The sequence below is a fragment of the Providencia sp. Me31A genome (genome assembly GCF_050487165.1).
Lineage (GTDB): Bacteria > Pseudomonadota > Gammaproteobacteria > Enterobacterales > Enterobacteriaceae > Providencia.
The window spans coordinates 103,609-129,879 of sequence record NZ_JBKQGZ010000002.1; the positions used below are offsets into that span (position 1 = coordinate 103,609).

Consider the following 26,271-nt stretch of genomic DNA (forward strand, 5'->3'; position numbering starts at 1 on the left):
AAGCTTAACGCAAGCCATGACGGCGGAGACTTTATGGAATTCAATCCTCCCTTACAGCCAGCAACGCTAATTAAGCGTTATAAACGTTTTTTAGCGGATGTCACATTACCAAATGGTGAGGAAATTATCATTCACTGCGCCAATACTGGTGCCATGACAGGTTGTGCGACTCCGGGGGATACGGTTTGGTATTCCACCTCCGATAATGCAAAGCGTAAGTACCCCCATAGTTGGGAGCTAACACAAACCGCAAGCGGCCACTTTATTTGTATTAATACACTCAGAGCAAACCAATTAGTGGCCGAAGCTTTGGCTGAAAAACATATTCCAGAATTATCTGAATACAGTAAAATAAAGCCAGAAATGAAATATGGCACAGAAAATAGCCGAATCGACTTTTTCCTATCCCATGATGGCTTACCAGATTGTTTCATTGAAGTTAAGTCATTGACTTTACTAGATAACAATCATGGTTTTTTCCCTGATGCTGTGACATTAAGAGGACAAAAACATTTAAGGGAGCTTTCGCTTATTGCTAAAGAAGGAAAAAGAGCCATACTATTGTTTGTTGCTTTACATACTGGAATTCACGTAGCATCAGTAGCGTCACATATTGATATTCAATATGCGACGTTATTAGAAGAGGCAGTACGAAGTGGCGTTGAAGTGCTTTGTTATCAAGCCGATATTACTGTTCAACAAATGGCGTTAAGTAAGCAAATAAACTTTAACTCTAGTAAATAATGTTTTTTTTAATTGGTTATTGTACGAGGCCGCTGAGTTCTGGGCGCTAAAAAGGGAATAAACACGCTCGCCCTCACAGCATTACAAAGCTCATTGCAGGAACGATTGCCAAGAGAGCAGTCTTCTGCTATTTATAGCGACCTTAATTTTTCCCCCTTGGGGTTTTTGTAAAATTTGCGTGTGTAGGAGAAGCATTATGCAAGAAGGGCAAAAACGTAAGACATCGTCCTTAAGCATTCTCGCCATTGCTGGGGTTGAACCCTATCATGAAAAAGCTGGCGAAGAGTATATGAACGAAGCCCAGTTGGCGCATTTTAAGCTTATTCTCGAAGCATGGCGCAATCAACTCAGAGATGAAGTGGACCGGACTGTTACTCATATGCAAGATGAGGCAGCTAACTTTCCAGACCCCGTTGATAGAGCCGCTCAGGAAGAGGAGTTCAGCCTTGAATTACGTAACCGGGATCGTGAACGTAAACTGATTAAGAAAATCGAGAAAACGCTGAAAAAAGTTGAAGATGACGACTTTGGCTATTGTGAATCATGCGGTGTAGAAATTGGTATCCGTCGTTTGGAAGCCCGTCCTACTGCTGATTTATGTATTGACTGTAAAACATTAGCTGAAATTCGCGAAAAGCAAATGGCAGGCTAATTGCCCATAATGGAGTCCTGAACGGCGCATCCTGCGTGCGCCGTTACAAGGGAATCGACACGAGATATCAATTAACGCTAGCCACTAGCAATCCTTCCGGTTTATCGCCTATCTCACAGTTCACCCTATATTACTGGCTCGGTTCAATTAAATTCAGGTACACACTGAGGTAGAAATCTTTCGGTGTTAAATCTAAAATTTTCATCATCCAATTAAAAAATACTAACATCACCACATAAAGCCGCTTAAAATAAAGGGTTTACACTTTATCACCATCATAAGAAAGCAAATTTTACTATTTTTCACGTAAGCTTTATTGATAAAATTAATGACTAGAGATGACTTTTATTCGTTTAACCATTCTCAAAGAAACTTCTGTGAGCTATGATTAGCCGCTTATTTTGTTTAATGAATATTCGTAATTACATCGAGGTGTACTATTTTTAACCGAGTAGCAAAATTCTGCCGTAATATTTTATCTCGCAATACCCATGCATCAAATGAAGATGCAATAACGCATCGTGACTCTTCGCGAGATACTCAGGCAGCCGGTAAAAGGCCAGTCACTCATTCTGCTCATGCTCAACGTAATCCTCAAGAGCAGAACACTACGCAAACGCATAAAACAGCGCCTATTAAAAAAACGGTTCGTCAATCTCAACGTGCCGATTCAACGCCTGAGAAACAGCCAACAATGACAACCGTAAACGACGAAAACATTACTGTTATTCCACGTTCGGAGCATTCTATCTCCCGTAGTGATATTAGTGATAATGCTTTAAAAGTTCTTTATCGCCTAAATAAAAGTGGTTTTGAGGCCTACTTAGTAGGAGGAGGTGTTCGTGATTTACTTTTGGGGCAAAAACCCAAAGATTTCGACATTACCACGAATGCAACACCGGAACAGATCCGCAAGCTGTTTCGTAATTGCCGCCTTGTTGGTCGTAGGTTCCGCTTAGCGCATATCATGTTTGGCCCTGAAATTATTGAAGTTGCGACGTTCCGTGGTCACCATGATCAAAATACATCGGACGACAAAAACCTGTCCTCCCAAGCCCAAAATGGCATGCTACTGCGTGATAACATTTTTGGTTCTATCGAAGATGATGCAATCCGCCGCGACTTCACCATCAATAGTCTGTATTACAACATTGAAGATTTTACCTTACGCGACTACGTTAATGGTTTACAAGATCTTAAAGCAGGGGTTATCCGCTTGATTGGTGACCCTGAAACGCGTTACCGTGAAGATCCTGTAAGGATGCTCAGGGCAGTACGTTTTGCCTGTAAATTAAACATGAGCATCGAACCCAAAACGGCAGAGCCTATCCACCAGCTTGCTCATTTATTAAAGGGAATTCCATCAGCCAGGCTGTTTGAAGAGTCGTTGAAGTTACTGCAAGCAGGCCAAGGTTATGCAACTTACACCATGCTTAAAAAGTATGGTTTATTTGAGCCGCTATTTCCCGTTGTCGCCAGCCGTTTCACACAAAACGGCGATTCTCCTATGGAGAAAATCATTGAACAAGTCCTTAAAAATACGGACTTTAGGCTCAAAAATGATAAGCGCGTTAACCCTGCATTTTTATTTGCAGTTATGCTATGGTATCCAGTTACTGAGCACGCTGAGAAGCTGTCCCAAGAAGGTGGACTGGCTTATTATGATGCCTTTGCGCTGGCGATGAATGATATTTTAGATGAACAATGTCGTTCAATTGCAATTCCTAAGCGTATTACCACGACAATGCGGGATATTTGGTTATTACAACTGCGCTTGCCTCGTCGCCAAGGGCGTCGCGCCAACAAATTAATGGAGCACCCGAAATTCCGCGCTGCTTTTGATTTATTAGAGTTACGGGCGAATGTTGAGCACCGAAACGAGCTGCAAGAGTTAGCATTATGGTGGACTGATTTCCAACAAGCTAATAATCTCAAGCAACGAGAAATGATTTCTGAGCTAGGCAGCATGCCAACTCGTCGACGTCATCGTCCACATCGTTCGTCTCATGCAGGGGCTCGTAAGCCGAATAAGCCACAATAATGAATAAAGAGGTTTTATGGAACAAGTCTATATTGCTGTAGGAAGTAATCTTGGTGAGCCACTAAAACAGGCACAGCAAGCTATCGCAGCGTTAGATGCTATCCCTAATAGCCGCGTTGTTTCTACCTCTTCTATCTATCGAACAAAGCCACTTGGCCCACAAGATCAGCCAGATTTTCTCAATCTGGCGGTATTGCTAGAAACTCGTCTTGAGCCTGAAGAGCTCCTTGATTACACGCAGAAAATTGAACTTGACCTTGGGCGTGTACGAAAAGATGAACGTTGGGGGCCTCGTACCCTTGACCTTGATATCATGCTTTTCGGTAACCGTGTCATCAATACACAACGCCTTACTGTTCCACATTATGGGCTAAAAGAGCGTGAATTTATGTTATATCCGCTCAGTGAAATTGCCCCCGCTTTAGTCTTTCCTGATGGCGAAACCCTTTTGGAAAGGCTCACACTCGTCCCTCGTAACGGCCTAACATTTTGGGATATTCCAGCCTAAACTGTTTAACCTCTAATGAGGTATGGTCACAGGGAGATCATTTCCGGAGGTTATTATAATGAAACCAATTTCTCTGGCTGATTTATGTCAGTTAAAAAAAGACCAACGCAAATTCGCAACCATGACAGCCTATGATGCTAGCTTTGCTCAATTATTTTATGAGCAAGGCATCCAAATCATGTTAGTCGGTGACTCGCTTGGAATGACAATTCAAGGTGAATCATCTACGTTACCTGTCACTGTGGAGCAAGTTGCTTATCATACTCGCTGCGTTCGCAAAGGTGCGCCAAATGCCTTTATTATTGCAGATATGCCTTTTATGAGTTACGCCACGCCAGAAGATGCCTGTGCCAATGCAGCAATCTTGATGCAAGCTGGCGCAAATATGGTAAAAATAGAAGGCGGAAGTTGGTTATGTGACACAGTGAGAATACTCGGTGAGCGTTCTGTTCCTGTATGTGGTCACCTTGGTTTAACACCTCAAGCTGTCAATGTACTAGGCGGTTATAAAGTGCAAGGTCGTGATGAAGTCACAGCAAATCAACTGTTAAAAGATGCGATTGCATTAGAAAATGCAGGTATGCAATTATTAGTACTTGAATGCGTGCCAACCTCTTTAGCCAGCCATGTAACAGAAGAGCTGTTACTACCTGTAATTGGTATTGGCGCAGGGAATGGAACCGATGGACAAATTCTTGTTATGCATGATGCACTCGGCATTACGGCTCGACCACCGAAGTTTGCCAAAAACTTTTTAGCACAAGCAGGCAATCTCAATGATGCGATCCGCATGTATATCCAAGAGGTTGAAGATGGCATTTATCCAAGTGAAGCCCATTCATTTTCTTAATTGACTATAAAGATCATAAGGAACACACGTATGCTTATCGTTGAAACGGCTCTTATATTACGCCGTGAAATCCGTCGCTGGAAACAAGAAGGCAAACGTATTGCACTTGTCCCAACTATGGGCAACCTGCATGATGGTCACTTAACCCTTATTGACCAAGCAAAACAACAGGCAGATATTGTTATTGCCAGTATTTTTGTTAACCCAATGCAATTTGATAGACACTCTGATCTCGCCAATTACCCTAGAACTCTACAAGAGGATTGCGAAAAATTAAAACGTCGCAATATCAATTTAATTTTTGCCCCTTCCCCTCAAGAATTTTACCCAAATGGAATGGAAAAGCAGACGTTTGTTGAAGTCCCTGAATTATCGACTATGTTAGAAGGCGCTAGCCGCCCCGGTCATTTCAGAGGCGTTGCAACCGTAATCACCAAGTTATTTAATCTAGTGCAGCCTAATATCGCACTGTTTGGCGAAAAAGATTACCAACAATTGCAATTAATTCGCAAATTAGTTGATGACTTATCATTCGATACTCAAATTATTAGCGTCCCAACTGTTAGAGCCAAAAGTGGCTTAGCCCTAAGTTCACGTAACAATAACTTATCCGCTGATGAATTAAAAACAGCGCCTAAGCTATATCAAATTATGCAGCATGCTAGTGAAAAATTAGTCATGGCACCTGATTCATCAGAAGCTATTATTGATGAAATGAATAACCAGTTACGTGATGCCGGTTTTACCCCAGATGAGTTATTTATTCGTGATGCAAACACATTATTGCCATTAAGTGAAACCAGCAGACAAGCTGTTATTTTAATGGCGGCATGGTTAGGTCAAACTCGTCTTATTGACAATTTACAAGTCAATTTACCTATAAATAAAGCATAAAAACAAAGCACTTATAATAAAAAGATAACACATTGCAATTACAGTGCTTATCGCGTTAATTAAAACGCTATAAGCCTAATGAGGAAGAAAAAAATGCTAAGAAGAATGTTGCAAGGCAAACTTCACCGAGTCACTGTCACTCAAGCGGATTTACACTATGAAGGCTCTTGTGCTATCGACCAAGACTTCATGGATGCCGCTGGTATTCTTGAATACGAAGCCATTGATATTTATAACGTTGATAATGGAGAACGTTTTTCAACTTACGCTATTTCAGGGGAACGGGGTTCAAAAATTATCTCTGTCAATGGTGCCGCAGCGCGCCGTGCTGCTGTTGGTGATAAGCTCATTATTTGTTCTTATGTACAAATAAAAGATGAAGATGCAAAAAAACATAAACCCAAAGTGGCTTATTTTGATGAAAATAATGTGATGAGTCGTGTAGCAAAAGCGGTACCAGTGCAAGTGGCTTAATCCGCCACTTATCGCTCAATAACCAAGCGATAACTAACGCTCTTTTTATTTATACCTAAAAAAAGCTGCATTTTGATTATATAACATATCAAAAGCAGCTTTTTCATAGAAAACTGAGTCACCGATACTTAGCTTCTTAACCCTCTACCCTGCTCAATTAAATACCAAGTCAGTAAATAGAAAACCACTAAGAAAATCATTAATACCCCAAGAGTAACGGCAATGGATACATCTGCAATCCCCAAGAAGCCATATCTAAACCCGCTAATCATATAAACAATAGGATTTAGTTTTGATACCGCTTGCCAAAATGGCGGTAATAATGAGAGGGAATAAAATACCCCCCCTAGGTATGTTAACGGCGTCAAAACAAAAGTTGGAACAATACTGATATCGTCAAATGTTTTAGCAAATATCGCATTTAATAGCCCAGCAAGTGAAAATACAATCGCTGTGAGTAATAATGTCACTACCACCATAATCCATGAATGCACTTGCAGTGGAATAAAAAATAAAGAGACTAATGTGACGAGGAAGCCAACTAAAATGCCTCTTGCAACACCACCGCCAACAAACCCTGCAATAATAATATGGGTTGGAACAGGGGCAACAAGCAACTCTTCAATATTTTTCTGAAATTTAGAACCAAAAAAAGAAGAGCATACATTGGAGTACGAGTTGGTGATCACCGCCATCATAATCAAACCAGGTACGATAAATTGCATGTAATCGACACCGCCCATATCGCCAATTCTTGAACCGATTAAATTACCAAAAATCACAAAATACAATGACATGGTAATAACAGGTGGTAACAGTGTCTGAATCCATATACGGCCGAATCGGGTAACTTCTTTTATCCAAATCGTTTTTAATGCAACCCAATACAATGAGATCATGATGCCATCTCCTTATCAGTTGCATTCGAATCTTTTTTAACTAAGTTAACAAATAATTCTTCCAAACGATTAGCTTTATTGCGCATACTTAAAATTTGAATACCCTGTTCACTAAGTTGGCTAAAAACACTATTAAGCCCTTGTTCTCTTTTCACATCGACTTCAATAGTTGATGTATCTATTAATCGAGATTCGTATCCTAGTAACTGAGGAATAGGACTTTTAGGCATTAAATCAAAAATAAAAGTTTCTGATTCTAATTTGCTTAATAGCTGCTTCATACTGGTATTTTCAACTAACTCCCCATGTTGAATAATACCAATATTCCGGCACAGCATTTCGGCCTCTTCTAAATAATGGGTCGTCAAAATGATTGTTGTACCTTGGGCATTCAAGTTTTTCAAAAACGTCCACATTGAGCGGCGTAATTCAATATCCACTCCAGCGGTAGGTTCATCCAAAATTAAAAGCTTTGGTTGATGCATCAGTGCGCGTGCAATCATTAAGCGGCGTTTCATTCCTCCCGATAAATTACGCGCCCGTTCATTACGTTTTTCCCACAAATCAAGTTGATACAAATATTGCTCCGCACGCTGCACAGCAATAGAACGAGGTACACCATAATACCCCGCTTGGTTAAGAACGATTTGTAATACAGTCTCAAATGGATTGAAGTTGAACTCTTGAGGGACTAAACCGAGTTGCTGTTTCGCTAGAACCACTTGCTTTTCTAGATCGTATCCAAAAACTTTGACTGAGCCACTCGTTTTATTAACCAATGAACTGATAATACCAATTGTTGTCGACTTACCCGCACCATTTGGACCTAATAATGCATAAAAGTCTCCATCTTCAACGCTCAAATCGATTCCTCGCAAGGCTCTCACACCACCTGGATAGGTTTTGGTAAGCTGCGATAACTCAAGTGCATACGTCATATGTAAAAAAACCCTTTATTCTTAGGATGGTTTGGAGGCAATATATTCTTATGATGCCACTTTTTTCTGTTCTATGTTATGCAGAAAAGAGATAATTGATTTATATAAGATAATTCAACATGTTATTATTTGAGGATTGTCTTGTCTAAATGATAGATTCATCATAAGGAATTTGTAATTAGTATAACTAATTATTAATTATTCAATAAATGTTGTATAAGATTTTATCGCAAAGTAACACAACTAGGCTATAAGTCATGATGAGAAAAATCGAAGAGCTGTTTGCTAACAACGAAGCATGGTCAGCATCCGTAAAAGAGCAAGATCCTGAATTCTTCAAAGAATTGTCAAAAGCGCAAAAGCCAAGATTCTTATGGATAGGCTGTTCAGACAGCCGAGTACCTGCAGAAAAATTAATCAATGCAGCACCAGGCGATCTATTTGTTCACCGTAACGTTGCTAATTTAGTTATTCACACCGATCTCAATTGCTTATCTGTTATTCAATATGCAGTTGATGTGCTTCAAGTTGAACATATAATCATCTGTGGCCATTACGGCTGTGGTGGTATTGAAGCCGCGGTTGATAATACTCAGCTTGGTTTAATTAATAACTGGCTACTACACATACGTGATATTTGGTATAGGCATAGTTCAATGTTGGGTGAACTGAAACCCTGTGAACGCTTAAACCGTTTATGTGAATTAAACGTTGTTGAGCAAGTTTATAACTTAGGACATTCAACAATTATGCAATCTGCATGGAAGCGTGGCCAAAAAGTCATGATCCACGGCTGGGTCTACGGTATTAATAATGGTCGCTTGCAAGATTTGCATATTACGGCAGACAGTAGAGAAAAACTCGAACTTTGTTATAGAGAATCTATTGCTACATTAACGCAAAAAAAAAATCAATATGACTAGTTATGATATAGGTTAACAATTTTTCAGATGTAAAGCGTTCAATGAACCTCATTGGGCGTTTTATAACTGCAAGGTAAATAAGATCATCTTTCCATTATAAAACAGCGTTGAATCTTCATATATTTGATGAACAAATTGTAGACCATAATCTTAATGCAGGTGTTATCCACCTTAAGTATGAACACCGTTATTTAATAATTTATCCTGACTTAACTGTGCAGAACAATCGGATTAGAAAGATTATCACGTACATATAGCCTATTCATTCTTCCATTGTATTAATTCCAGCTTTAATCTATGAAGCTCGAGTGTAACCTTCTCTTGAATTTCACTTTCAGGCAGATTATTATTTTGATTTAGAAGCATATAGAGAGAATTTTCCCCTAAAAGCTGTACTCCGCCTTTTAAACGATGTAATGCTTTTCTGACATTAGCAGATTGAAAATCAGTTTCTGACGATAATATTTTAAGCGTATCGTCGATTACACTAATTTGTAAGTCACAAAATTGAGACTTCAAGTCATCTCTTATCAATTCAGGGTGTACATTTTGGGGTGAAAATGATTGATACTCAATTTTTTGAACCAATTGAGAATTATGGGGATTAATGTGACTTAATATCTGAGTTAGCTGCACTAATGAAATAGGTTTTAATAAGCAATCATTCATACCTGAATTAATACACTCTTCATATATCCGGCGGCTTGAATCGGCAGTCATCCCAAAAACAGGAATGTTTTCTTGCTGTTCTCTAACTAACTTAGTTAACTGAAAACCGTCTATATTTGGCATATTGCAGTCAGTTAATATGGCATCAATAACATTATTTTCAAAACAGTAAATAGCTTCTTCACCGTTATTTGATGAGATAACCTGATGGCCTAAATGTGCTAATTGATGTTTTAACAGAAGCAGATTACTTGGATTATCATCGACAATCAAAATAGACAATCTATTTTTATATTTCTTATCTATTTCTATAGGAGGCGATATTTTTTCTATATCTGTAATATCAGCAATATCTGCTATCTTTGTTAAGATAAGCTCAATGGTTACTGTTGTTCCAATACCAAGTTTACTTGATAGTGTGATATTTCCTTGCATCATTTTAGCAAGCATTAAACTTAAATATAAACCAAGACCATTCCCTGACTTCTTCTGAGTTGTTTCACCTTGGGTAAATGGTGTAAATAGTCTTAACTGTGTTTGTTCATTAATACCCTCACCGGTGTCTTCGATAATAAAATGTACACAGATTTGTTGTTCATTTTCCCATTGACATAAGCCTTTAAAAGATACGCTACCATTTTGTGTAAATTTAATCGCATTACCTAAAATATTAGTCAAAATTTGCTGGATTCGTATAGGATCTGCGAGTACATATTGTTTCAACTTGCTATCAAATGCTATGTTATATGATAAATTTTTCTTTACTAAAATCGTTTCAAAATTAACAGCTGTCATCTCCACTAAATTCATTAAATTAATTCGTTCAGGTTTAAATAGAAGACGGTCATTTTCAATACTGGATATATCCAATACATTATTGACTAATGATAATAATGTATTGGATGCATTTAATGCATTCAATAACAAAGCAAAGTTTTCATCATTTACACCTTTTTTTTCTTGAATTAACTCTAGCATACCTTTGATTGTGCTAATTGGTGTTCTAATTTCATGGTTTAGCATCGCAATAAATGAATCTTTATATTTATTTAAATTTTCTAGACTATCAATCTTCAGCTGCAAATTACGTCTTTTTTTATTTTCTTTATATACATACACTCCTAAAACAGCCAACCCAAGGGCCAAAATAAAAGCAAATGTAATTATATTCACATTAAAATAGCGACTACTCTGAGGATTTAGCTTCAGGTAACTATTATACTTTTTATTTGTAATAGCATAAATATCCTCAGGATTTATACTATATAAAGATTTATTAATAATATTGACTAAAGGGTATAAATCTTGTGATATCCCGAATGAAAATCGTATAGGGTCTGTATCTAAACTAGTTATTATTTCAAGATTTGAATACTTAGGGTTTTCTAAATATGCAGATGCGATAACGAGTGGGATAATTACAGCATCCCCTTCATCTTTATTTAGTTTATTTAATGCATCACTCCATGTATTACTATAAATAATATTGTTATTTATCGACTTCTCATCTACATACTTTTTAGGGTACTGATCATTAACAATAATTAATTTCCCATAAGATTTATAGTTACTTTTATTTTTCTTTATAACTAAAACCCAAGAATTATAGAACCAGCTTCGGGTAGTTAGTAAATTACTATTCCAAATAGTTTCTTGAGTAGTTCCAGCGATAATATCACTCTCCCCTTTTTTTACAGATTGTAAAGCGGCATTTAAATTGGGGTATGATTGTAATACAAAGTCGATATTCGTTAGCTTTTTTAAGGAAGATAAAATCTCGAGAACCATTCCATGAGGATTTCCGGCTTCGTCGAAAAAATTAATAGGCATGTTATCTACGGGAAGTGCTACACGTATTTTTTTATTATTTTTAATCCATGATAATTCAAGAGAAGAAAAATTAGGTTTGAAATCACTCATCAGTAATAATACGCCGCCATTCCAGCGGCGATGGATATCCGTCTCAACATTACTTGGGATTTTATCAATAACCTTATTAATTATAGTTGCCCATTTTTTTTGTTCTTCCGATACTGAAAAGAAAAAACCTTCTTCATTATCATTTTCTAAGTGTTTGACGGCTAAATTATCTAGATTGGATTGCCTAATAAAATAGATAACACTTGCGTTGTTACCTAAGTATAAATCAATTTCACCAAAAGATAATGCCTCCAAAGCATGGCGCGAAGATGTGTATTCTACTATTTTTGCATCTGGGTAGTTATGAGCTATGTAATTTGTATAAAAATGGTTTGATAGCAGATTATCAATAGCAATTTTTTTAGGATTAAGTTCATCAAAACTCATTTCACTATTAAATACAGCTACAGGTAGCTTCTCACTGTATTGTTTCGTAGCAACTAATAATGGATTCTTTTCTCTATTTAATACTACAAGGTCTGCCTTTCCTTGAACAACTGCTTCATTAGCATCCTCAACATTATCATATCGAATTAATTCAATTTTTACATTAAGATTTTGAGCAATAATACCTAAGTAATCAGCATTAATACCACCATAGTCATTTAATCCATTAGTTATTTCGTATGGAGGTGATGCAGGAAGCCAAACAGCAACTTTTAACGTTCTATGCTTACGAAGCCATGACCATTCATCATCAGTTAACTTTAAATCATTGATAATAAAATCACTTCTTGATGTTAATTCTAAAATATCACTCTTATCTAAATCTGAGTAAGATATTTTAGGTAGCAAGCTAAGAGAAACAATTATCAACAATATATAATAACGAATTTTAGTCATCATTTTTATCTGTTACTTTTAGTAAATCAATAACGGAGTCAATATTGCTAACGCCACATTTTTTTATGATCCGCATCTTATATGTAGTAATCGTTTTCGGACTGACATTCAGTAAATTAGATATTTCCTTATTACTCTGCCCATTAGATAAAGCCTGAAGAACCGTCAATTCACGATCGGATAATTTTTCTAATATATTTATATCAGGGTTTACATTTTCTTGTATTTTATTAAGTATAAAGGCAGGAAAACATTGATAACCATCTAATAATAATTGACAAATAGAAATGATATTTTCTAAGTCTGTTTCTTTTGATATAAAACCATCAGCTCCAGCACGGAAGGTTCTCAGTGCATAAAGTTCAGCAGGTTGACTGCTAAAAATAAGTATTTTTAGATATGGGGCTCTGGCTTTAATACGTGGCAAAATATCCAGACCATTACAATGCTTAAGTTCTAAATCTAATATAACCAGGTCATATTTGCTTACATCTATGTTATAAATTAGATCATTTCCGTCACTTGTCTTAACTTCAAATTTACCGGTCTTTTCAATCAATAGCTTTAAAGCAAAACAAATAGCTGGATGGTCATCAACGAGTAATATTGAAAACATAAGTACCTCCATTTACTTATTAAGTATACCGATAAAAATATTTACTTAAGAAAACAACTTGAAAATAGAATAGACATTACCTTTAAAAAGAGGGTGAATTACTCTAAACCACATCAAAACGACAAACAAGCTCACATAATCCTAAAAAGTATTATAATTAATTCTATTTTTAGGATTTTTAGGAATTAATTATAATATTATGAACTGCTTTGAGTCCTCTAACTCATATCCTTAGGGAGAGTACCTGCATCGAAGGTTTTAATGTTTTAATCATTTAATCGTTTTACACAATAACCCATCAAGCAATTTTACTTATTAATTCTGAATAAAAAACCGTTGTTCATACCCAAACATTGTATAGCAACAAAATTACAACTTATAAATGTATTGGCTATGCGACATCATTTGTGTCATGACTGACTTTAAAAACAATGAGTTACTGATAAATAATCCATTACTTTTTGATGACTTCTATTTTTTAAATCCCATAAATTTTTCCCCTACTGTATTTTCCTCTACCGTTTATACTTAAAGTTTAGAATCATTTTTCACTCAAAAAGATGACCCCTAAATATTTACGATGAACATTGAGAGCTGTAGTTTGGTCTAAATAGAATGCAACATTGTCATATCAAAATATTTCAGTTCAATGGCTTTATCCAAAGTTTATTTCACTATTAAATACTTTAACCATTCGTACATTGGTGAATTTTAAGTGTGTATTTACTTGAATTGATAAGCCAAATAAAAGACTATCCTATTAAGGATACAGGATGACAACCATAGATATCCGCATAAAAATCGAAATAATATTACTTTTCAAGATTCATAAAAAAACTGTAATACACTGTTTTAAAATAAAAAAAATATATTTTCATATAGGCTTACACTGATTGAAGCCAGTACTACATGCATATGAAGCCAGTCTGATAGCGAAATGGTAAACATTTTTTTTTAAACTAAGTCCAGTAGTTAGCAGTATCAACTTAAACATAGACAAATAATATGCAGGAGTTTCAAAATGAAAAAACTAACAGTGATTACTACAGTTTTAATGTTATCTATTGGCGGTATGAGTGTAGCTCAAGCAGCTCAAAGCTGTAATGACAAAGCGTCAGCTATCGAAAGAGAAATTCGTATCGCTGAACAATTTGGTAACTATAACAAAGTTGCTGGCTTAAAACAGGCGTTATATGAAGTTAATATGCATTGTACTGATGCTAGCGTCAAAAAAGATGCTCAGAAGAAAGTTGACAAATTAGAGCGTAAATTAGCTGACAAACGTCAGGATGTAGCAGAAGTTGAATATGACCTGCAAAAAGCTAAAGCTAAAGGCGACCAAAGAAAAGTTATCAAATATCAAAACAAATTAGCTGAAAAACAAAGAGACGTTCGCCAGCTTGAGCAAGAGTTAAATCAAGCTCGTGCTGAATTAGCGGCGCTGTAAGAGCAATTAGCCCCTTACTACTAATATAGTAAGGGGTTAACGTTTTCTTGTGAAAGCTAATATTATAGATATGGCATATAAACCTTATTGCTTACTCTATTGTGTTTTTTTCTATAGTATTTTTGCATTCTCAGAGCCAACAGATACAGGGATTATATTTAATAATGAATATAAAGGGGTCATTTTAGTCGATATAAAAGATAATAAACCATGTATATCTCAGGAACTACTTGAAGAATGGGGGGCTAAGTCAGAACTCATTAGTCGTCTTGATTGGAGTGCATCAGATTGTCTTATCGAACAAAGTGCCCATAAATATGACATCCAATACTGGTATAATAAAAGTGCAGCTCTTTTGACTGTTCTTGTACCAATTGAACTCACCGAAAATCAAAATAATAGAGTCAGTACCAGTCGTTGGAATGATGGTATCAATGCATTGTTTGTTAATTACCAATTTGGGTTAACACATAAAAAGGGAGAAGGTGGCTGGGAGCCATCTGGAACCAATAGTAATTTGGATCTTAGCTCTGGAATAAATTTAGGGGCATGGCGGTTTCGAAATAAAAGTACAGTTTGGTTTAGAGATAACCAACAGGGTACTTATTCGCAAGAAAGCACTCTTTGGAGAAGTATAAATAGTATTCGTTCACGATTAACATTTGGTGAATCAAGGGCAAGAAGTACCATTTTTCAGTCTTTTAATTACAAGGGTGTTGAATTAATCAGCGACAAAACTATGTTCCCAGATAATTGGAACAGTTTTCCTGTATTAATAAATGGTTATGCACGTACAGATGCCGAAGTTTCAGTATATCAAAATGGCAATCAAATATATCGTATCCACGTACCCGCTGGTGCTTTTTCTATTAATGATCTTTTCCCTCCAAGCCCTTACGGCGATATTGAGTTAACAATCAAAGAAAACGATGGTGCAGAAACGACCAGAGTAATACCTTTTTCAGCTATATCAAATATTTTACAACGTGGAAAATTCACCTATGAAGCGTTAGTTGGCCGTTATCGCGCATCAAGAGGTTCTGATATTGCTAATGATAAATTTGTTCAATTTGGGTTAGTTTGGGGTGCTCTATCACGAGTAACATTGTATTCCGGATTTCAGGGTGCTAACAATTATAAAAATATGACTACAGGTATTGGGACTAGAGTTGGTAATTTTGGAGTCCTGTCACTGGATGTTAGTAATGTTAACTACAAATCAGCAGATAATAATGTTACTGGGCATATGTTTAATGCCCAATATAACAAAATTATTTATTCTACAGGTACTAATCTTAATTTAGCCATTCAATACTACCCGAAAAAAAGTAATTGGCGGTCATTCGAAGAAAAACTAGTGAATGATTTTATTTATAGAGAGTATGAATATGACTCGGGTTACCCAGACCGTAGATGGCAGGCCAGATTGAATATAAATCAGGTATTTGATGAAGATTCAAACCTGACATTATCTTGGGTTATAAACAAAAAACAAAAAGAACAAAAGCTATTGCATGATATAGAGCTATCTTATAACTATTCCAGTGATGATTTTGATTTTAGCTTATATTCTGAATATTCACGTTATAGCGCGGACTCCCCTGCCGATGTTAAACTTGGCTTTAATGTTAGTATTCCTCTTTCTATTGGTAACCGAACTATCAATATAAACCCGATCAGTGATATGGCTAACCGAGAAAACAATCGTAACGGTTTAAATATTAATGGTACACTTTTTGAGAACAATAATGATGTCCGTTATGACTTAACGACGACTCATGTAAGTCATGAGGGTAATGAATTAAATGCGATGCTCAGCAGTAACTATGATCAGGGCTCTGCTAACATTAGTTATGAAAATAATGTTACAAACAATCGATATCATATAGAGGCCAACGGAAGCGCACTATTATATGATGGGGGATTGGTTCTAGGACAAAGCTTAGGCAATACTATTGCAGTAGTTGAAGTCCCGCAAACAAAAGGTGTCGGCTTCTACAACCAATTTAATGTTCAAACTAACTCTCAAGGACAGCTATTAATTAGTAATCTTACTCCTTGGAGAGTGAACACTGTCACGGTGGATAGTTATAATTTACCGGATGGTTTAGCGTTTGATAACACGGAACAAACTGTAGTACCAACTGATGGTGCTATTATGAAACTGCAATTTAATCCAACAAAAACTACGGGGCTTAAATAACAATGGCATAATGCGCTCTCTTCTTAGAGCAACGTATACCGTTGTATATCATCTGATTTAGGGCGGGCTATGATAATAAGAAAGGGCAACAATGTTCTCCTTTCTTATTCATTCATGCGTTTCTGAAAACCTTAGTCTTCAAGTAAGGTAACGTGCCCGATATAAGGTAGATGACGATACTGCTGCGCGTAGTCAATGCCATAACCGACCACAAATTTGTCTTCAATTGAATAGCCAATCCACTCAACCGGAACATTGACTTCTCGGCGTGAAGGTTTATCAAGTAATGTACAAATTGCGACAGATTTAGGACCACGTAATTCGAAAATCTCGCGAACTTTATTTAAGGTATTGCCTGAATCAATAATATCTTCAACAATCAAAACGTGTTTATCACGAATATCTTCATCCAAATCTTTGACAATTTTCACATCGCGGCTCGACGTCATCGCATTGCCGTAACTTGAAACAGTCATAAAATCGACTTCATGGGGAACGTTAATTTTGCGGCACAGATCTGCCATAAAAATAAATGAGCCTTTCAACAAGCCAACGAGGACCAATTCACCGTCAAGTTGTTGATAATGTGCGCTGATTTTATCAGCTAATTCACTGATTCGTTGAGCAATCTCTTCTTCAGAGATCATGACTTCAAGAGTATGTTTCATCTTCAATTACGCATCTATGGGAATGGAAAGCGCGTAATTTTAGCATAGGCAGGACGCAGATACTAATAAAGGAAAATGCAGTGCGAATATTTAACACTGCATTTATTATAAACGCTCTAGCTAACGGTAAAGCCCATCATCATACCTGTATCTTCATGTTCCAATAGATGGCAGTGAGCCATATAAGGGTGTTGCTGCGTAGCTGGGTGATTGAATTCCACCAAGATCTCACTAACTTGCCCTTCAACTTTAACGATATCTTTCCAACCTTGACGATGTGGTGCTACCGCTTGGCCATTTTCTTTCAAAATACGAAAACGCGTTCCATGAACATGGAATGGATGTAGCATCATGTCACCACGCCCTGACACCACCCATAGTTCTTGCTTGCCTATCGGTGCATTAAATGCAGGATGTGTCATCGAGAAGACTTGCCCATTTATCGTATTCGCATTATGAATATCTAAATCCTCCGCATTCCCCCCGCAATGCCCCCCATTCCCCATTCTACCTCGCATATTGCCTTGACCCATGTTGCCATGATCCATATCACCATGGTTCATCATGTTACCATGCCCCATGTTCCCCATCATGCCACCATGCCCTCCCATACTCCCCATCGCTTGAGGGCCATATTTTTCTCTTAACATCATCATACCTTGCATGTCTAAACGCATATCCATCATTAAATGGAATCGACGACGATTTAAGCCCGCAAGAGAAGGAATAGTAGGCAATGCCGCGAGTGAGGAAGGTAATTTTCCTTCACCAGCAGTTAAGGTTGTTTCAATACGCAAAACAGGTAATGGTTGGTCAAAAGGCGCAATTGTCATTCCCATTTGTCCAACAGGTAAAGTGACCAAATCAAAAGCTTGACCATCTGATGCATCAATGAGGATTTCAAAGCGTTCCCCCATTAAAATAGGTAATTCAGTTAATGCGATAGGCTCTGCAAGTAAACCTCCATCACTGGCGATGACGTACATTTTACGTCCATCACTGGTCGAAATGTTTAGGCTGCGTGCATTGCATCCGTTAAGTAATCTCAAGCGCAACCAACCTTTGGGCGCAACATGTTTCGGATAAACCGCCCCATTGGTCAGCATCATGTCACCAAACCAGCCAACGGCCGCACTCATCACATCGAGTTGATAGTCAATCTGACCATCATCTTTTAGTCGTTTATCTTGTAAAATAACAGGGATATCATCTACCCCCCAATGACTCGGTAAACCAAGCTTTTCGCTATTTTCATCCTTAATTAACACTAAACCTGCGAGCCCCATAGCCACTTGGTATCCCGTTTTGCCATGAGTATGTGGGTGGAACCAACACGTTGACTCACTTTGGTCTATGGTAAAATTAACCTTACGCGTTGCCCCAGGTTGAATAATCGCTTGAGGGCCTCCATCTTGCTCACCTGATATTTCTAATCCATGCCAGTGAACTGTTGTATCCTCAGGCAATTTATTTACGATATTTATATTAACATTTTGGCCATTTTTCAGACTAATAGCAGGACCAAGTAGGTTTCCATTGTACCCCCATGTTGTGGTTTTTTTACCGGGAACGAATTGAGAAGTACCTTGCGAAATAGCCAGTTGAATATTTCCTTGGGCATCTGGCTCTAATAATGGAGGGATGGCGAGAACCGGATAATTCCCAGCAGCGACCGCGATACGACTCCAAATAGGTAGAGCACTTGCAGCATAGGTGATAGCACTTAACTTAAGAAAATCACGGCGTAACATTGATAACCTTCCTTTTATTTATCAAATCAATAATTAGTTCCAGCGTAATTTATGGCAAATTACCCTTTCTAAGCAAAACATGGTTTAATAAACGAATGATAAAGCCTCCCCTAACAGGAAGGTCAACAAAACCACGATAAAATTGTGGGTTTATTACATGGATTTAAGAAAAATATAGTTGACTAACAATTCTATTCTTATGCTAACGTAACTTGACATAGAAAACAGATAGAATAACGAATGCGCAAATTTATTATATTGATGTCATGCTTGATGACTCTGCTAGGGATAACCCATTCTGCCAGAGCTCTTTCCTCAAACGAAGCTGAAGATCTTGCAGATCTGACGGCTATTTTTATCTACCTAAAATATGATTGTGGTTACTCACAAATCCCTGATAGAGAGATCGAACGGGCTATTGTCTACTTTGCAAAAAGTAATAAGTGGGATCTTAGTAACTATAATACGGAGAAAATGACCACTCTCAATAAAGCAAGCTATAACGATTTAAAAGGGATTCCTTTAACTTCTGAATTTAAGTGCCAATCACTTGCTCGTGATTCACTTGGGCTATTTGCTTACGTTAAATAATTCAGAATGATAAATTAGCCCTATTGATTTGAGAACTGCTCAATCTAGAAAACATGCCTACCATTCCAGCATGTTTTCTTTCTTTACAATGTCAAAATCATCATGGCTCTCCACTCCGCTTAGTCCTTCTTTCCTGCCAAAACAGGATAACTGATGGAATACTTTGAATAATCACCATTCTAATAATATGGTTCGACATAACAAAGCCTGCATCAAGATTCATCGTAATGGCCGCAAACGTCATCGCCTCCATACTACCTGGCGCCCATGCTAACAATAATACTGAGATATCATAACCCGTAATCCAAGATGCAAATACGGTAATTAAAAACGTTAATACGATATTAATAATTACCACTTGAGCCGACGAGTATATATTTTTAATCAATGAAGAAAGGGGAAAAACAACAAAATGATTACCAATGTTCATCCCAATCAATACCATGCTCAATTCAGTTAGCATAAGAGGGAAATTTAATGGGGTATCTAACCAACCTTGGATTAACGTTGCAGCTGCTAATGATGTTAGCATAAAAGGTGCAGGAACTCTTAAACGCTGCAAAATTAACCCAGTAACAACCCCCACTCCAATAATAATGAATAACCAGAATGTCGAAACCAGTGTGAGTTGAGGTAACTCAATAATAGGCTGCGGATCACCATCACTTCCCACGACGATCCCAGCCAATAGGATCAGGATAATTAAGCGTATAGTATGGGAAATAACAATTTTCTGTGGTGGCGTATGTGTATGGTCAGTTAACGCTAATATCGCGGCCATCGCTCCAGGGACAGAGCCCAACATTGATTCTTGCTTTGTCCAGCCAACTTTTCGATAAAACCAAAAAAAGCTGAATGAAAACTGTATGGCTAAACACACCACTAACATCAATAATAAAAGAAATAAATTATCGGCCTCACTAAGTGAAACCTGATTAAACATTAGCCCAACAGAGGTACCTAGGGTAACTTGCACAAAAGTGATGGTATGTTTAGGAATTGCAAAAGAAATGCCAAAGCGATGAAAAATGATAATAGCGATAATTGGCCCGAACATTAAGGCAAGAGGAATTCCAAGGTAAGTCAGTCCACCGCCAATTAACGAACAGATAGCAATCCCTGCTACCATTTTTAATAATTTCATCATATGACATTAACCATCACGACTATTATAGTCTTAATTTATATCATATTATTTATACTATATGGCTTTAGTTTTTATTCATTTGTCATTATAGGGATTATCCACTAAAGATATGGTGTTTATCAGACTTTGATTTTATTTGTTTTACTTTTACACAAAAAATCACGTCATTTAAAGCCGCTACATTTTCGCGAAAACATCACTCTTTTCGTTCCTCATTATCGGCTACGGCTTGGTTCATGATGGCTTTCGCTATCCATTGTGCAAGCTCAGTCACTTCGCTATTTTCCATTTTCCAAATATCTTTTAATACTAAAAATATTTCAGAGCCATAAATGACTGAAAAAGCGCGAATAACTCTATCAATAATATCTTGCGGATAGTCACCCTTCATTGGCGACGTCACCATTGTAAGGATATCTTTACGGTTCCCTCTCTCCAATTGTTTATCTTTCATCTCAAAAGGAGCCGAGCGACTTTGTGCCCATTGCTGTAATGATGCTTGTAAAGCAGCTCTCAAAGCGCCTTCATGTTCAAACATCCGAGGGAAAGCATAAGATAACAACTCGCCAATGCGTTCTTCTGTGTTTTCACTTTGTGGGCGCCAAGTCAAAATTGGTCCGAGGCTTTCATTGACAATTGTAGTAATTAAGTCATTTTGAGTAGGGAAATAGCGATAGGCTGTGGCACGGGAGACTCCCGCCTCTTGGGCTAATTCAGAAACAGAGGGCATTGCACCCCTTTCAAATAAATCTAATGCCGTGTTAACTAATAATACATAGGTCCGTTTTCTCGTCCCTTTATATTCTGGATTTGAATTAATTTTCGGCATTTATTTATCCTTAAAATACTGTCTCTTACAATAAGTCTTGTTAATGTTATCGATAAAACACGGTCGCCCGCAAGTAGGCTTACTTACTCACTAAAACAATTGAAAACTATTTTCTGTAAATTAATCATTACGTACAATGAAAAATACAGTGACTTTGCATTATTAAAACTAATAGTTACTACCAAACCTATAACACACAAAATCAATTTTCTTTATTATCAACAAGATACAAAAATAAACAACTATTTAGTGTTACAATAAACTCAATAATGAGACTGCCGTCTCATTTTACATTTCATTAAAATGATACTATAGTCTCATTATGGTGGAAAAATCAACGACAAAATAATCTGAAAGGTTTCTCTATGAAAAAAAATCAGGGTTTTATTTATGTTGCAACGACGCTTGATACTAAAAGCGCTGAGATTTTTTACGTCAGTGAATTAATAAAAAATGCAGGATTAGCCGTACGTACGGTTGACCTAACGACACAACCGACTCAATTAGAGAAAAACGCTGATGTCAGTGCGAGTACTGTTGCTGATTTCCACCCTTTAGGCGCTGAAGCTGTATTTTGTGGTGACCGTGGAAAAGCCATTGAAGCAATGGCTCAAGCCTTTAGTTTATACCTTTGCACACAGACAGACGTCGCTGCAATTTTAGGTTTAGGTGGCTCTGGGGGAACGGCATTAATTACACCGGCCATGCAAATGTTGCCTGTTGGTATACCAAAGCTAATGGTATCAACCATGGCTTCAGGAGATGTTTCTGGGTATATCGGGGCAAGTGATATTTCCATGATGTACTCCGTAACAGACGTATCCGGCTTAAATATTATTTCTCGCAAAGTCTTAAAAAACGCAGCAAATCAAATAGCGGGAGCTGTATGGTTTGATCAAGGCGAAGAAGCAAGTCTTGATTTAAAACCCGCCGTTGCCTTAACGATGTTTGGTGTCACCACTCCTTGCGTTCAACAACTCACTGCGCAATTAGAAGCCAAATATGATTGCTTAGTATTCCATGCGACTGGCAGCGGTGGAAAAGCAATGGAAAAACTAATTGATAGCAATTTATTACACTCCGTCTTAGATATTACGACAACCGAAGTGTGTGATTATTTATTTGGTGGTGTATTAGCCTGTGACGAAGACCGTTTCGGCGCTATCGCTCGGACTCAAACGCCATGTGTGATGTCTTGTGGTGCTTTAGATATGGTGAATTTTGGCCGTCCTTCTACAGTGCCTGAACACTACCAAGATCGCCTGTTCTATCATCACAACGCCCAAGTGACTTTAATGAGAACAACAAAAGAAGAAAACCAACAAATGGGGCGTTGGATAGCAGACAAATTAAACCGCTGTGAAGGCGAGATCCGTTTTATCATCCCAACGGCGGGGTTCTCCGCCCTTGATATTGAAGGTGCGCCTTTCTGGGACCCAATTGCTGATCACGCTTTTATCGAGGCTCTCCAAGAGAATTTTATTAAAACAGAAAAAAGACAACTTATTTTGAGTCCTTATCACATTAACTCCCATGAGTTCTGTGAGCAGGTTATTCAGCTACATCAGGAAATTTTTAACAAAAAATAGAGGTTAACGATGAAACATAACCGCGCAGATTTATTGAAAAAATTTAGGGCCATGATTGCTCGAGGTGAACCCATTATTGGAGGTGGTGCAGGTACAGGACTTTCCGCTAAGTGTGAAGAGGCCGGTGGGATTGATTTAATCGTTATTTATAATTCAGGTCGTTACCGCATGGCAGGCCGTGGTTCCCTTGCAGGCTTACTTGCTTATGGTAATGCCAATGAAATCGTAATGGACATGGCAAAAGAAGTTTTACCCGTGGTCAAACACACCCCCGTTCTTGCAGGTGTTAATGGTACTGACCCATTTTGTCAGTTTGATAAATTCCTCGATGATATCAAAGCAACAGGCTTTGCTGGAGTGCAAAACTTCCCAACTGTTGGGTTAATTGATGGTAATTTCAGAGCTAATCTGGAAGAAACCGGTATGGGTTATGGGCTAGAAGTAGAGATGATCCGCCTAGCTCATGAAAAAGATTTACTCACCACGCCTTATGTCTTTAGTGCCGAAGATGCCATCGCGATGACACAAGCTGGCGCAGATATCATTGTGCCACACATGGGGCTGACAACGGGGGGGAATATTGGGGCAGAAACCGCGTTAACACTAAAAGACTGCGTACCATTAATTAATGAGTGGGCAAAAGCAGCAAAAACAGTACGTGAAGATGTTATTGTTCTATGTCACGGTGGCCCAATTGCAACACCTGAAGATGCCGAATATATTTTAGCTAACTGCCCTGACTGCCACGGTTTTTACGGTGCCAGTTCAATGGAACGTCTACCAACCGAAGTCGCACTAACAGCAACAACCCAAAAATTTAAATCAATTACACGCTAAGCTTTTTATTATTACTTTTTTATTGCCAGCACCAGGCGCCTACTTTGGTAGGCGTTTTTTATTTTCGTATTAAACATTTCCCCCTGAATTAGCAAAGTCGTATAATACAAACACCGAATTGAATGATTTATAATGGCATCTCTGTCATTTCCGTCTGTCATTCCCGTAATGCTCAACGTGCCATAATAACCATTGACTTGCTGATTCCTTCCTAACTAAAAATCCTTTTTAGTTATTATCTTTTACTCGATTAGCAGAATGGCCGCGACAAAATACCTTCATTAAACCCACCATTAGTATTGGCATTCCAAAGTATAAAACACCAAACGCAAACGCAACGTGAGGTTTCTCAGTAAATTCTCCCCCCGAGGTAATACTGGAATAATAATCAATGCTTCTTAAATACTCCGGCGTTAATCCACCATAAGGGACAAGGGAAGACAAAATAATTACGGAGAAAATGCAAAACATAAAATTTATTACCATTAAAGCTGAATAGCCCATATTTTCTTGGCATTCTTGTTTTGTACGGCTAGTTAGGCCAAAAATTATGCGGTTTACAACAGTTGCACTATACAAATATAAAATTAATGGAGAGTCACCTAGCACGGCCATATTGATCACCAGTGCAAATAAACCATAAAAAAGGGCAAACAGTATAAGTACCCGCCAGTTGCTAAATACCGACATAAATACACCGGAATGCACTAAAATAAACTCAAAGAGCAAAATCAGCGTTAAGTTATAGATAATTTCTACGGTGTAATATTCAGGAAAAAACCACACCGATAAAATAAAGCCAACATAAAAAAGAGAAAAACCATAATTAATTAACTTAGAAAATGCACGAACAAGGCTAAAAGAATGCTGACTTTCTTGCACACTTTTTACTGCGTCCTGTTTTGGGAAGAAACCTTGGTTTTTATCTACTTTCGTTTTTACTTGTTTGTTCCCAGAGGATCTCACCATTACCGGACTCCACGTTATCAATGTTTTTTTCTTAATAAGCTACTTGATAACAGAAGCAATAAACAGTAGCTAAAATCTGAATAGCAAATTAGCCGCAAGATAAAGTGTAAGAAATCACGACAAGATGACATGGAATAAACCTCCATGTCATTGATAATGGAAATTGCTTTTTGTGATTAAACGAGTTTTGCAATCAGTGTATCTAAATCACCTTGCAGGAAATTTACTGGTGGAATTTCAATCACAGTATAAGCACCAGCGGCTTGCTTCATCGTAGCTCGCGCCGCAGAAACCATAAATTGTGATGTTAACGCAGGGTTATTAATACGCATTGAATATTCAAATAATTGATTATGCGTTGCCCCAGAAACCCCTTTATGCGTCATATGTACGCCATGTCCAACATCTTTCAAAGCATCAATACTATCAACTTGGCGAATATGTGTTTCATCTGATGAGAAATAACTGTCTGCTTTAATCGCTTGAGCCACTTGATCAAACTTCGCACCAGCCTCTAATTCAATATATACCATACGACGATGAACCCCTGTCCCTAACGGAATAGTTACAGATAGAGCATCTTTCACACCATTAATCGCCTTAGCCGCTACACTGTGCCCCATACTCATACCTGGTCCAAAGTTTGTATAAGTCACACCTTTCGGAGCCATCGCTAACATTAACGTTCGCATAATGGAATCTGAACCAGGGTCCCATCCCGCTGACACAACCGCCACGCTATTGTGCTGTTTTGCCACATCATCGAGGCTATGTTTTAGCGCCACAATATCTGAATGGACGTCAAAACTATCAACCGTATTAATGCCGAGACTTAGGATTTTAGCGGCTAATGGGCCAATCGCACGCGTTGGTGAACACAAGAGTGCAACATCAACTTTCCCCAGTTTTTTAATATCATCAACCACTTTACATCCAGAAAGCTCAGCAGGAATTTCTTGTGTATTACGACGAACTATTCCGACAAGCTCAAAATCATCAGCGGCCTGAACAGCTTCTAGTGCATAGCGGCCAATATTGCCGTAACCCACTATTGCTGCTTTAATTTTTGTCATGTTTGCTCCTCTACAGTTCTGATGTTGCTTATTAAATTATTTATAGCGAAATTAAATCTAACAGAATAATTAAAAGTAAACAAAACATTAGCCTGATTAAAATCAAATGCATTTTAACCCTATTTTCATTGTTGAAATCCATGTAGAATCAGCAATTCAGAAAGCTTCTCATAACACTCATGAATATATAAAGGTT

Annotated in this window: 23 protein-coding genes; 13 read left to right on the forward strand and 10 right to left on the reverse strand. The window is 37.7% G+C overall.

Annotated features, from left to right (window positions below; translation table 11 throughout):
• Positions 1–33 precede the first annotated feature (33 nt).
• The 7 genes from sfsA (at position 34) to panD (ending at position 6,163) form a co-directional block, all read left to right on the forward strand.
• Positions 34–744 carry a DNA/RNA nuclease SfsA gene (gene sfsA / locus ACLPIE_RS01845; protein WP_430259115.1) on the forward strand — a complete coding sequence of 237 codons (711 nt, stop codon included), beginning with the start codon at positions 34–36 and terminating at the stop codon, positions 742–744.
• Positions 745–940: 196 nt separating this feature from the next.
• The gene (gene dksA / locus ACLPIE_RS01850) at positions 941–1,396 is read left to right on the forward strand and encodes an RNA polymerase-binding protein DksA (RefSeq protein ID WP_004260494.1); all 456 of its coding nucleotides are present in this window, start codon (positions 941–943) and stop codon (positions 1,394–1,396) included.
• Positions 1,397–2,090: 694 nt separating this feature from the next.
• Positions 2,091–3,437: a polynucleotide adenylyltransferase PcnB gene (gene pcnB / locus ACLPIE_RS01855; protein ID WP_430259117.1), complete on the forward strand. Its 1,347-nt coding sequence runs from the start codon at positions 2,091–2,093 to the stop codon at positions 3,435–3,437.
• 16 nt (positions 3,438–3,453) lie between these two features.
• On the forward strand, positions 3,454–3,945 hold the full coding sequence (gene folK, locus ACLPIE_RS01860; protein ID WP_430259119.1) for a 2-amino-4-hydroxy-6-hydroxymethyldihydropteridine diphosphokinase: 492 nt from the start codon (positions 3,454–3,456) through the stop codon (positions 3,943–3,945).
• 58 nt (positions 3,946–4,003) lie between these two features.
• Positions 4,004–4,795, forward strand: a complete 792-nt coding sequence (gene panB, locus ACLPIE_RS01865) for a 3-methyl-2-oxobutanoate hydroxymethyltransferase (protein ID WP_430259121.1) — start codon at positions 4,004–4,006, stop codon at positions 4,793–4,795.
• Positions 4,796–4,825: 30 nt separating this feature from the next.
• Positions 4,826–5,689: a pantoate--beta-alanine ligase gene (panC, locus tag ACLPIE_RS01870; protein ID WP_430259123.1), complete on the forward strand. Its 864-nt coding sequence runs from the start codon at positions 4,826–4,828 to the stop codon at positions 5,687–5,689.
• A 93-nt stretch (positions 5,690–5,782) separates the two neighbouring features.
• Positions 5,783–6,163: an aspartate 1-decarboxylase gene (gene panD, locus ACLPIE_RS01875; RefSeq protein ID WP_430259125.1), complete on the forward strand. Its 381-nt coding sequence runs from the start codon at positions 5,783–5,785 to the stop codon at positions 6,161–6,163.
• 128 nt (positions 6,164–6,291) lie between these two features.
• On the opposite strand, the gene ACLPIE_RS01880 is transcribed toward panD, so the two are convergent.
• Together ACLPIE_RS01880 and ACLPIE_RS01885 are read right to left on the reverse strand one after the other, a co-directional pair.
• A complete protein-coding gene (locus ACLPIE_RS01880) occupies positions 6,292–7,062 on the reverse strand; it encodes an ABC transporter permease (RefSeq protein ID WP_430259127.1) in 771 nt (256 codons plus the stop codon).
• Entirely contained in the window at positions 7,059–8,000 is a 942-nt protein-coding gene (locus ACLPIE_RS01885; protein WP_430259129.1) for an ABC transporter ATP-binding protein, read from the reverse strand. The genes ACLPIE_RS01880 and ACLPIE_RS01885 overlap by 4 nt, the downstream gene beginning before the upstream one ends.
• A gap of 257 nt (positions 8,001–8,257) precedes the next feature.
• On the opposite strand from ACLPIE_RS01885, the gene can reads away from it, so the two are divergent.
• A complete protein-coding gene (gene can / locus ACLPIE_RS01890; protein ID WP_430259131.1) occupies positions 8,258–8,923 on the forward strand; it encodes a carbonate dehydratase in 666 nt (221 codons plus the stop codon).
• Positions 8,924–9,181: 258 nt separating this feature from the next.
• On the opposite strand, the gene ACLPIE_RS01895 is transcribed toward can, so the two are convergent.
• Positions 9,182–12,358, reverse strand: a complete 3,177-nt coding sequence (locus ACLPIE_RS01895) for a response regulator (RefSeq protein ID WP_430259133.1) — start codon at positions 12,356–12,358, stop codon at positions 9,182–9,184.
• Complete coding sequence (locus ACLPIE_RS01900; RefSeq protein ID WP_430259135.1) at positions 12,348–12,971, reverse strand: response regulator; 624 nt, start codon at positions 12,969–12,971, stop codon at positions 12,348–12,350. Before ACLPIE_RS01900 ends, ACLPIE_RS01895 begins: the two co-directional genes overlap by 11 nt.
• 1,021 nt (positions 12,972–13,992) lie before the next feature.
• Here ACLPIE_RS01900 and ACLPIE_RS01905 point away from each other — a divergent pair.
• Positions 13,993–14,418: a DUF1090 domain-containing protein gene (locus tag ACLPIE_RS01905; protein ID WP_430259137.1), complete on the forward strand. Its 426-nt coding sequence runs from the start codon at positions 13,993–13,995 to the stop codon at positions 14,416–14,418.
• Between the two features lie 49 nt (positions 14,419–14,467).
• Positions 14,468–16,621 carry a fimbria/pilus outer membrane usher protein gene (locus tag ACLPIE_RS01910; protein WP_430259139.1) on the forward strand — a complete coding sequence of 718 codons (2,154 nt, stop codon included), beginning with the start codon at positions 14,468–14,470 and terminating at the stop codon, positions 16,619–16,621.
• Positions 16,622–16,752: 131 nt separating this feature from the next.
• On the opposite strand, the gene hpt is transcribed toward ACLPIE_RS01910, so the two are convergent.
• Both hpt and cueO read right to left on the reverse strand, forming a co-directional pair.
• Positions 16,753–17,289, reverse strand: coding sequence for a hypoxanthine phosphoribosyltransferase (gene hpt / locus ACLPIE_RS01915; protein WP_430259141.1), 537 nt, complete (start codon positions 17,287–17,289; stop codon positions 16,753–16,755).
• A 116-nt stretch (positions 17,290–17,405) separates the two neighbouring features.
• A complete protein-coding gene (gene cueO, locus ACLPIE_RS01920) occupies positions 17,406–19,040 on the reverse strand; it encodes a multicopper oxidase CueO (protein WP_430259143.1) in 1,635 nt (544 codons plus the stop codon).
• A gap of 240 nt (positions 19,041–19,280) precedes the next feature.
• Between cueO and ACLPIE_RS01925 the strand changes: the two genes are divergently transcribed.
• Complete coding sequence (locus ACLPIE_RS01925) at positions 19,281–19,631, forward strand: YacC family pilotin-like protein (protein WP_430259145.1); 351 nt, start codon at positions 19,281–19,283, stop codon at positions 19,629–19,631.
• 100 nt (positions 19,632–19,731) lie between these two features.
• On the opposite strand, the gene ACLPIE_RS01930 is transcribed toward ACLPIE_RS01925, so the two are convergent.
• Positions 19,732–20,778 (reverse strand): AbrB family transcriptional regulator, encoded by a 1,047-nt coding sequence (locus tag ACLPIE_RS01930; RefSeq protein WP_430259147.1) that lies wholly within the window; start codon positions 20,776–20,778, stop codon positions 19,732–19,734.
• 196 nt (positions 20,779–20,974) lie between these two features.
• The gene (locus ACLPIE_RS01935) at positions 20,975–21,607 is read right to left on the reverse strand and encodes a TetR/AcrR family transcriptional regulator (protein WP_430259149.1); all 633 of its coding nucleotides are present in this window, start codon (positions 21,605–21,607) and stop codon (positions 20,975–20,977) included.
• Between the two features lie 365 nt (positions 21,608–21,972).
• Between ACLPIE_RS01935 and ACLPIE_RS01940 the strand changes: the two genes are divergently transcribed.
• Together ACLPIE_RS01940 and ACLPIE_RS01945 are read left to right on the forward strand one after the other, a co-directional pair.
• Positions 21,973–23,196, forward strand: coding sequence for a Tm-1-like ATP-binding domain-containing protein (locus ACLPIE_RS01940; protein ID WP_430259151.1), 1,224 nt, complete (start codon positions 21,973–21,975; stop codon positions 23,194–23,196).
• A gap of 9 nt (positions 23,197–23,205) precedes the next feature.
• Entirely contained in the window at positions 23,206–24,033 is an 828-nt protein-coding gene (locus ACLPIE_RS01945; protein ID WP_430259153.1) for a phosphoenolpyruvate hydrolase family protein, read from the forward strand.
• A gap of 228 nt (positions 24,034–24,261) precedes the next feature.
• Here ACLPIE_RS01945 and ACLPIE_RS01950 read toward each other — a convergent pair whose 3' ends face one another.
• Positions 24,262–25,002: a hypothetical protein gene (locus tag ACLPIE_RS01950; RefSeq protein WP_430259155.1), complete on the reverse strand. Its 741-nt coding sequence runs from the start codon at positions 25,000–25,002 to the stop codon at positions 24,262–24,264.
• A gap of 176 nt (positions 25,003–25,178) precedes the next feature.
• On the reverse strand, positions 25,179–26,075 hold the full coding sequence (locus ACLPIE_RS01955; protein ID WP_430259157.1) for a diaminopimelate dehydrogenase: 897 nt from the start codon (positions 26,073–26,075) through the stop codon (positions 25,179–25,181).
• Positions 26,076–26,271: the final 196 nt, after the last annotated feature.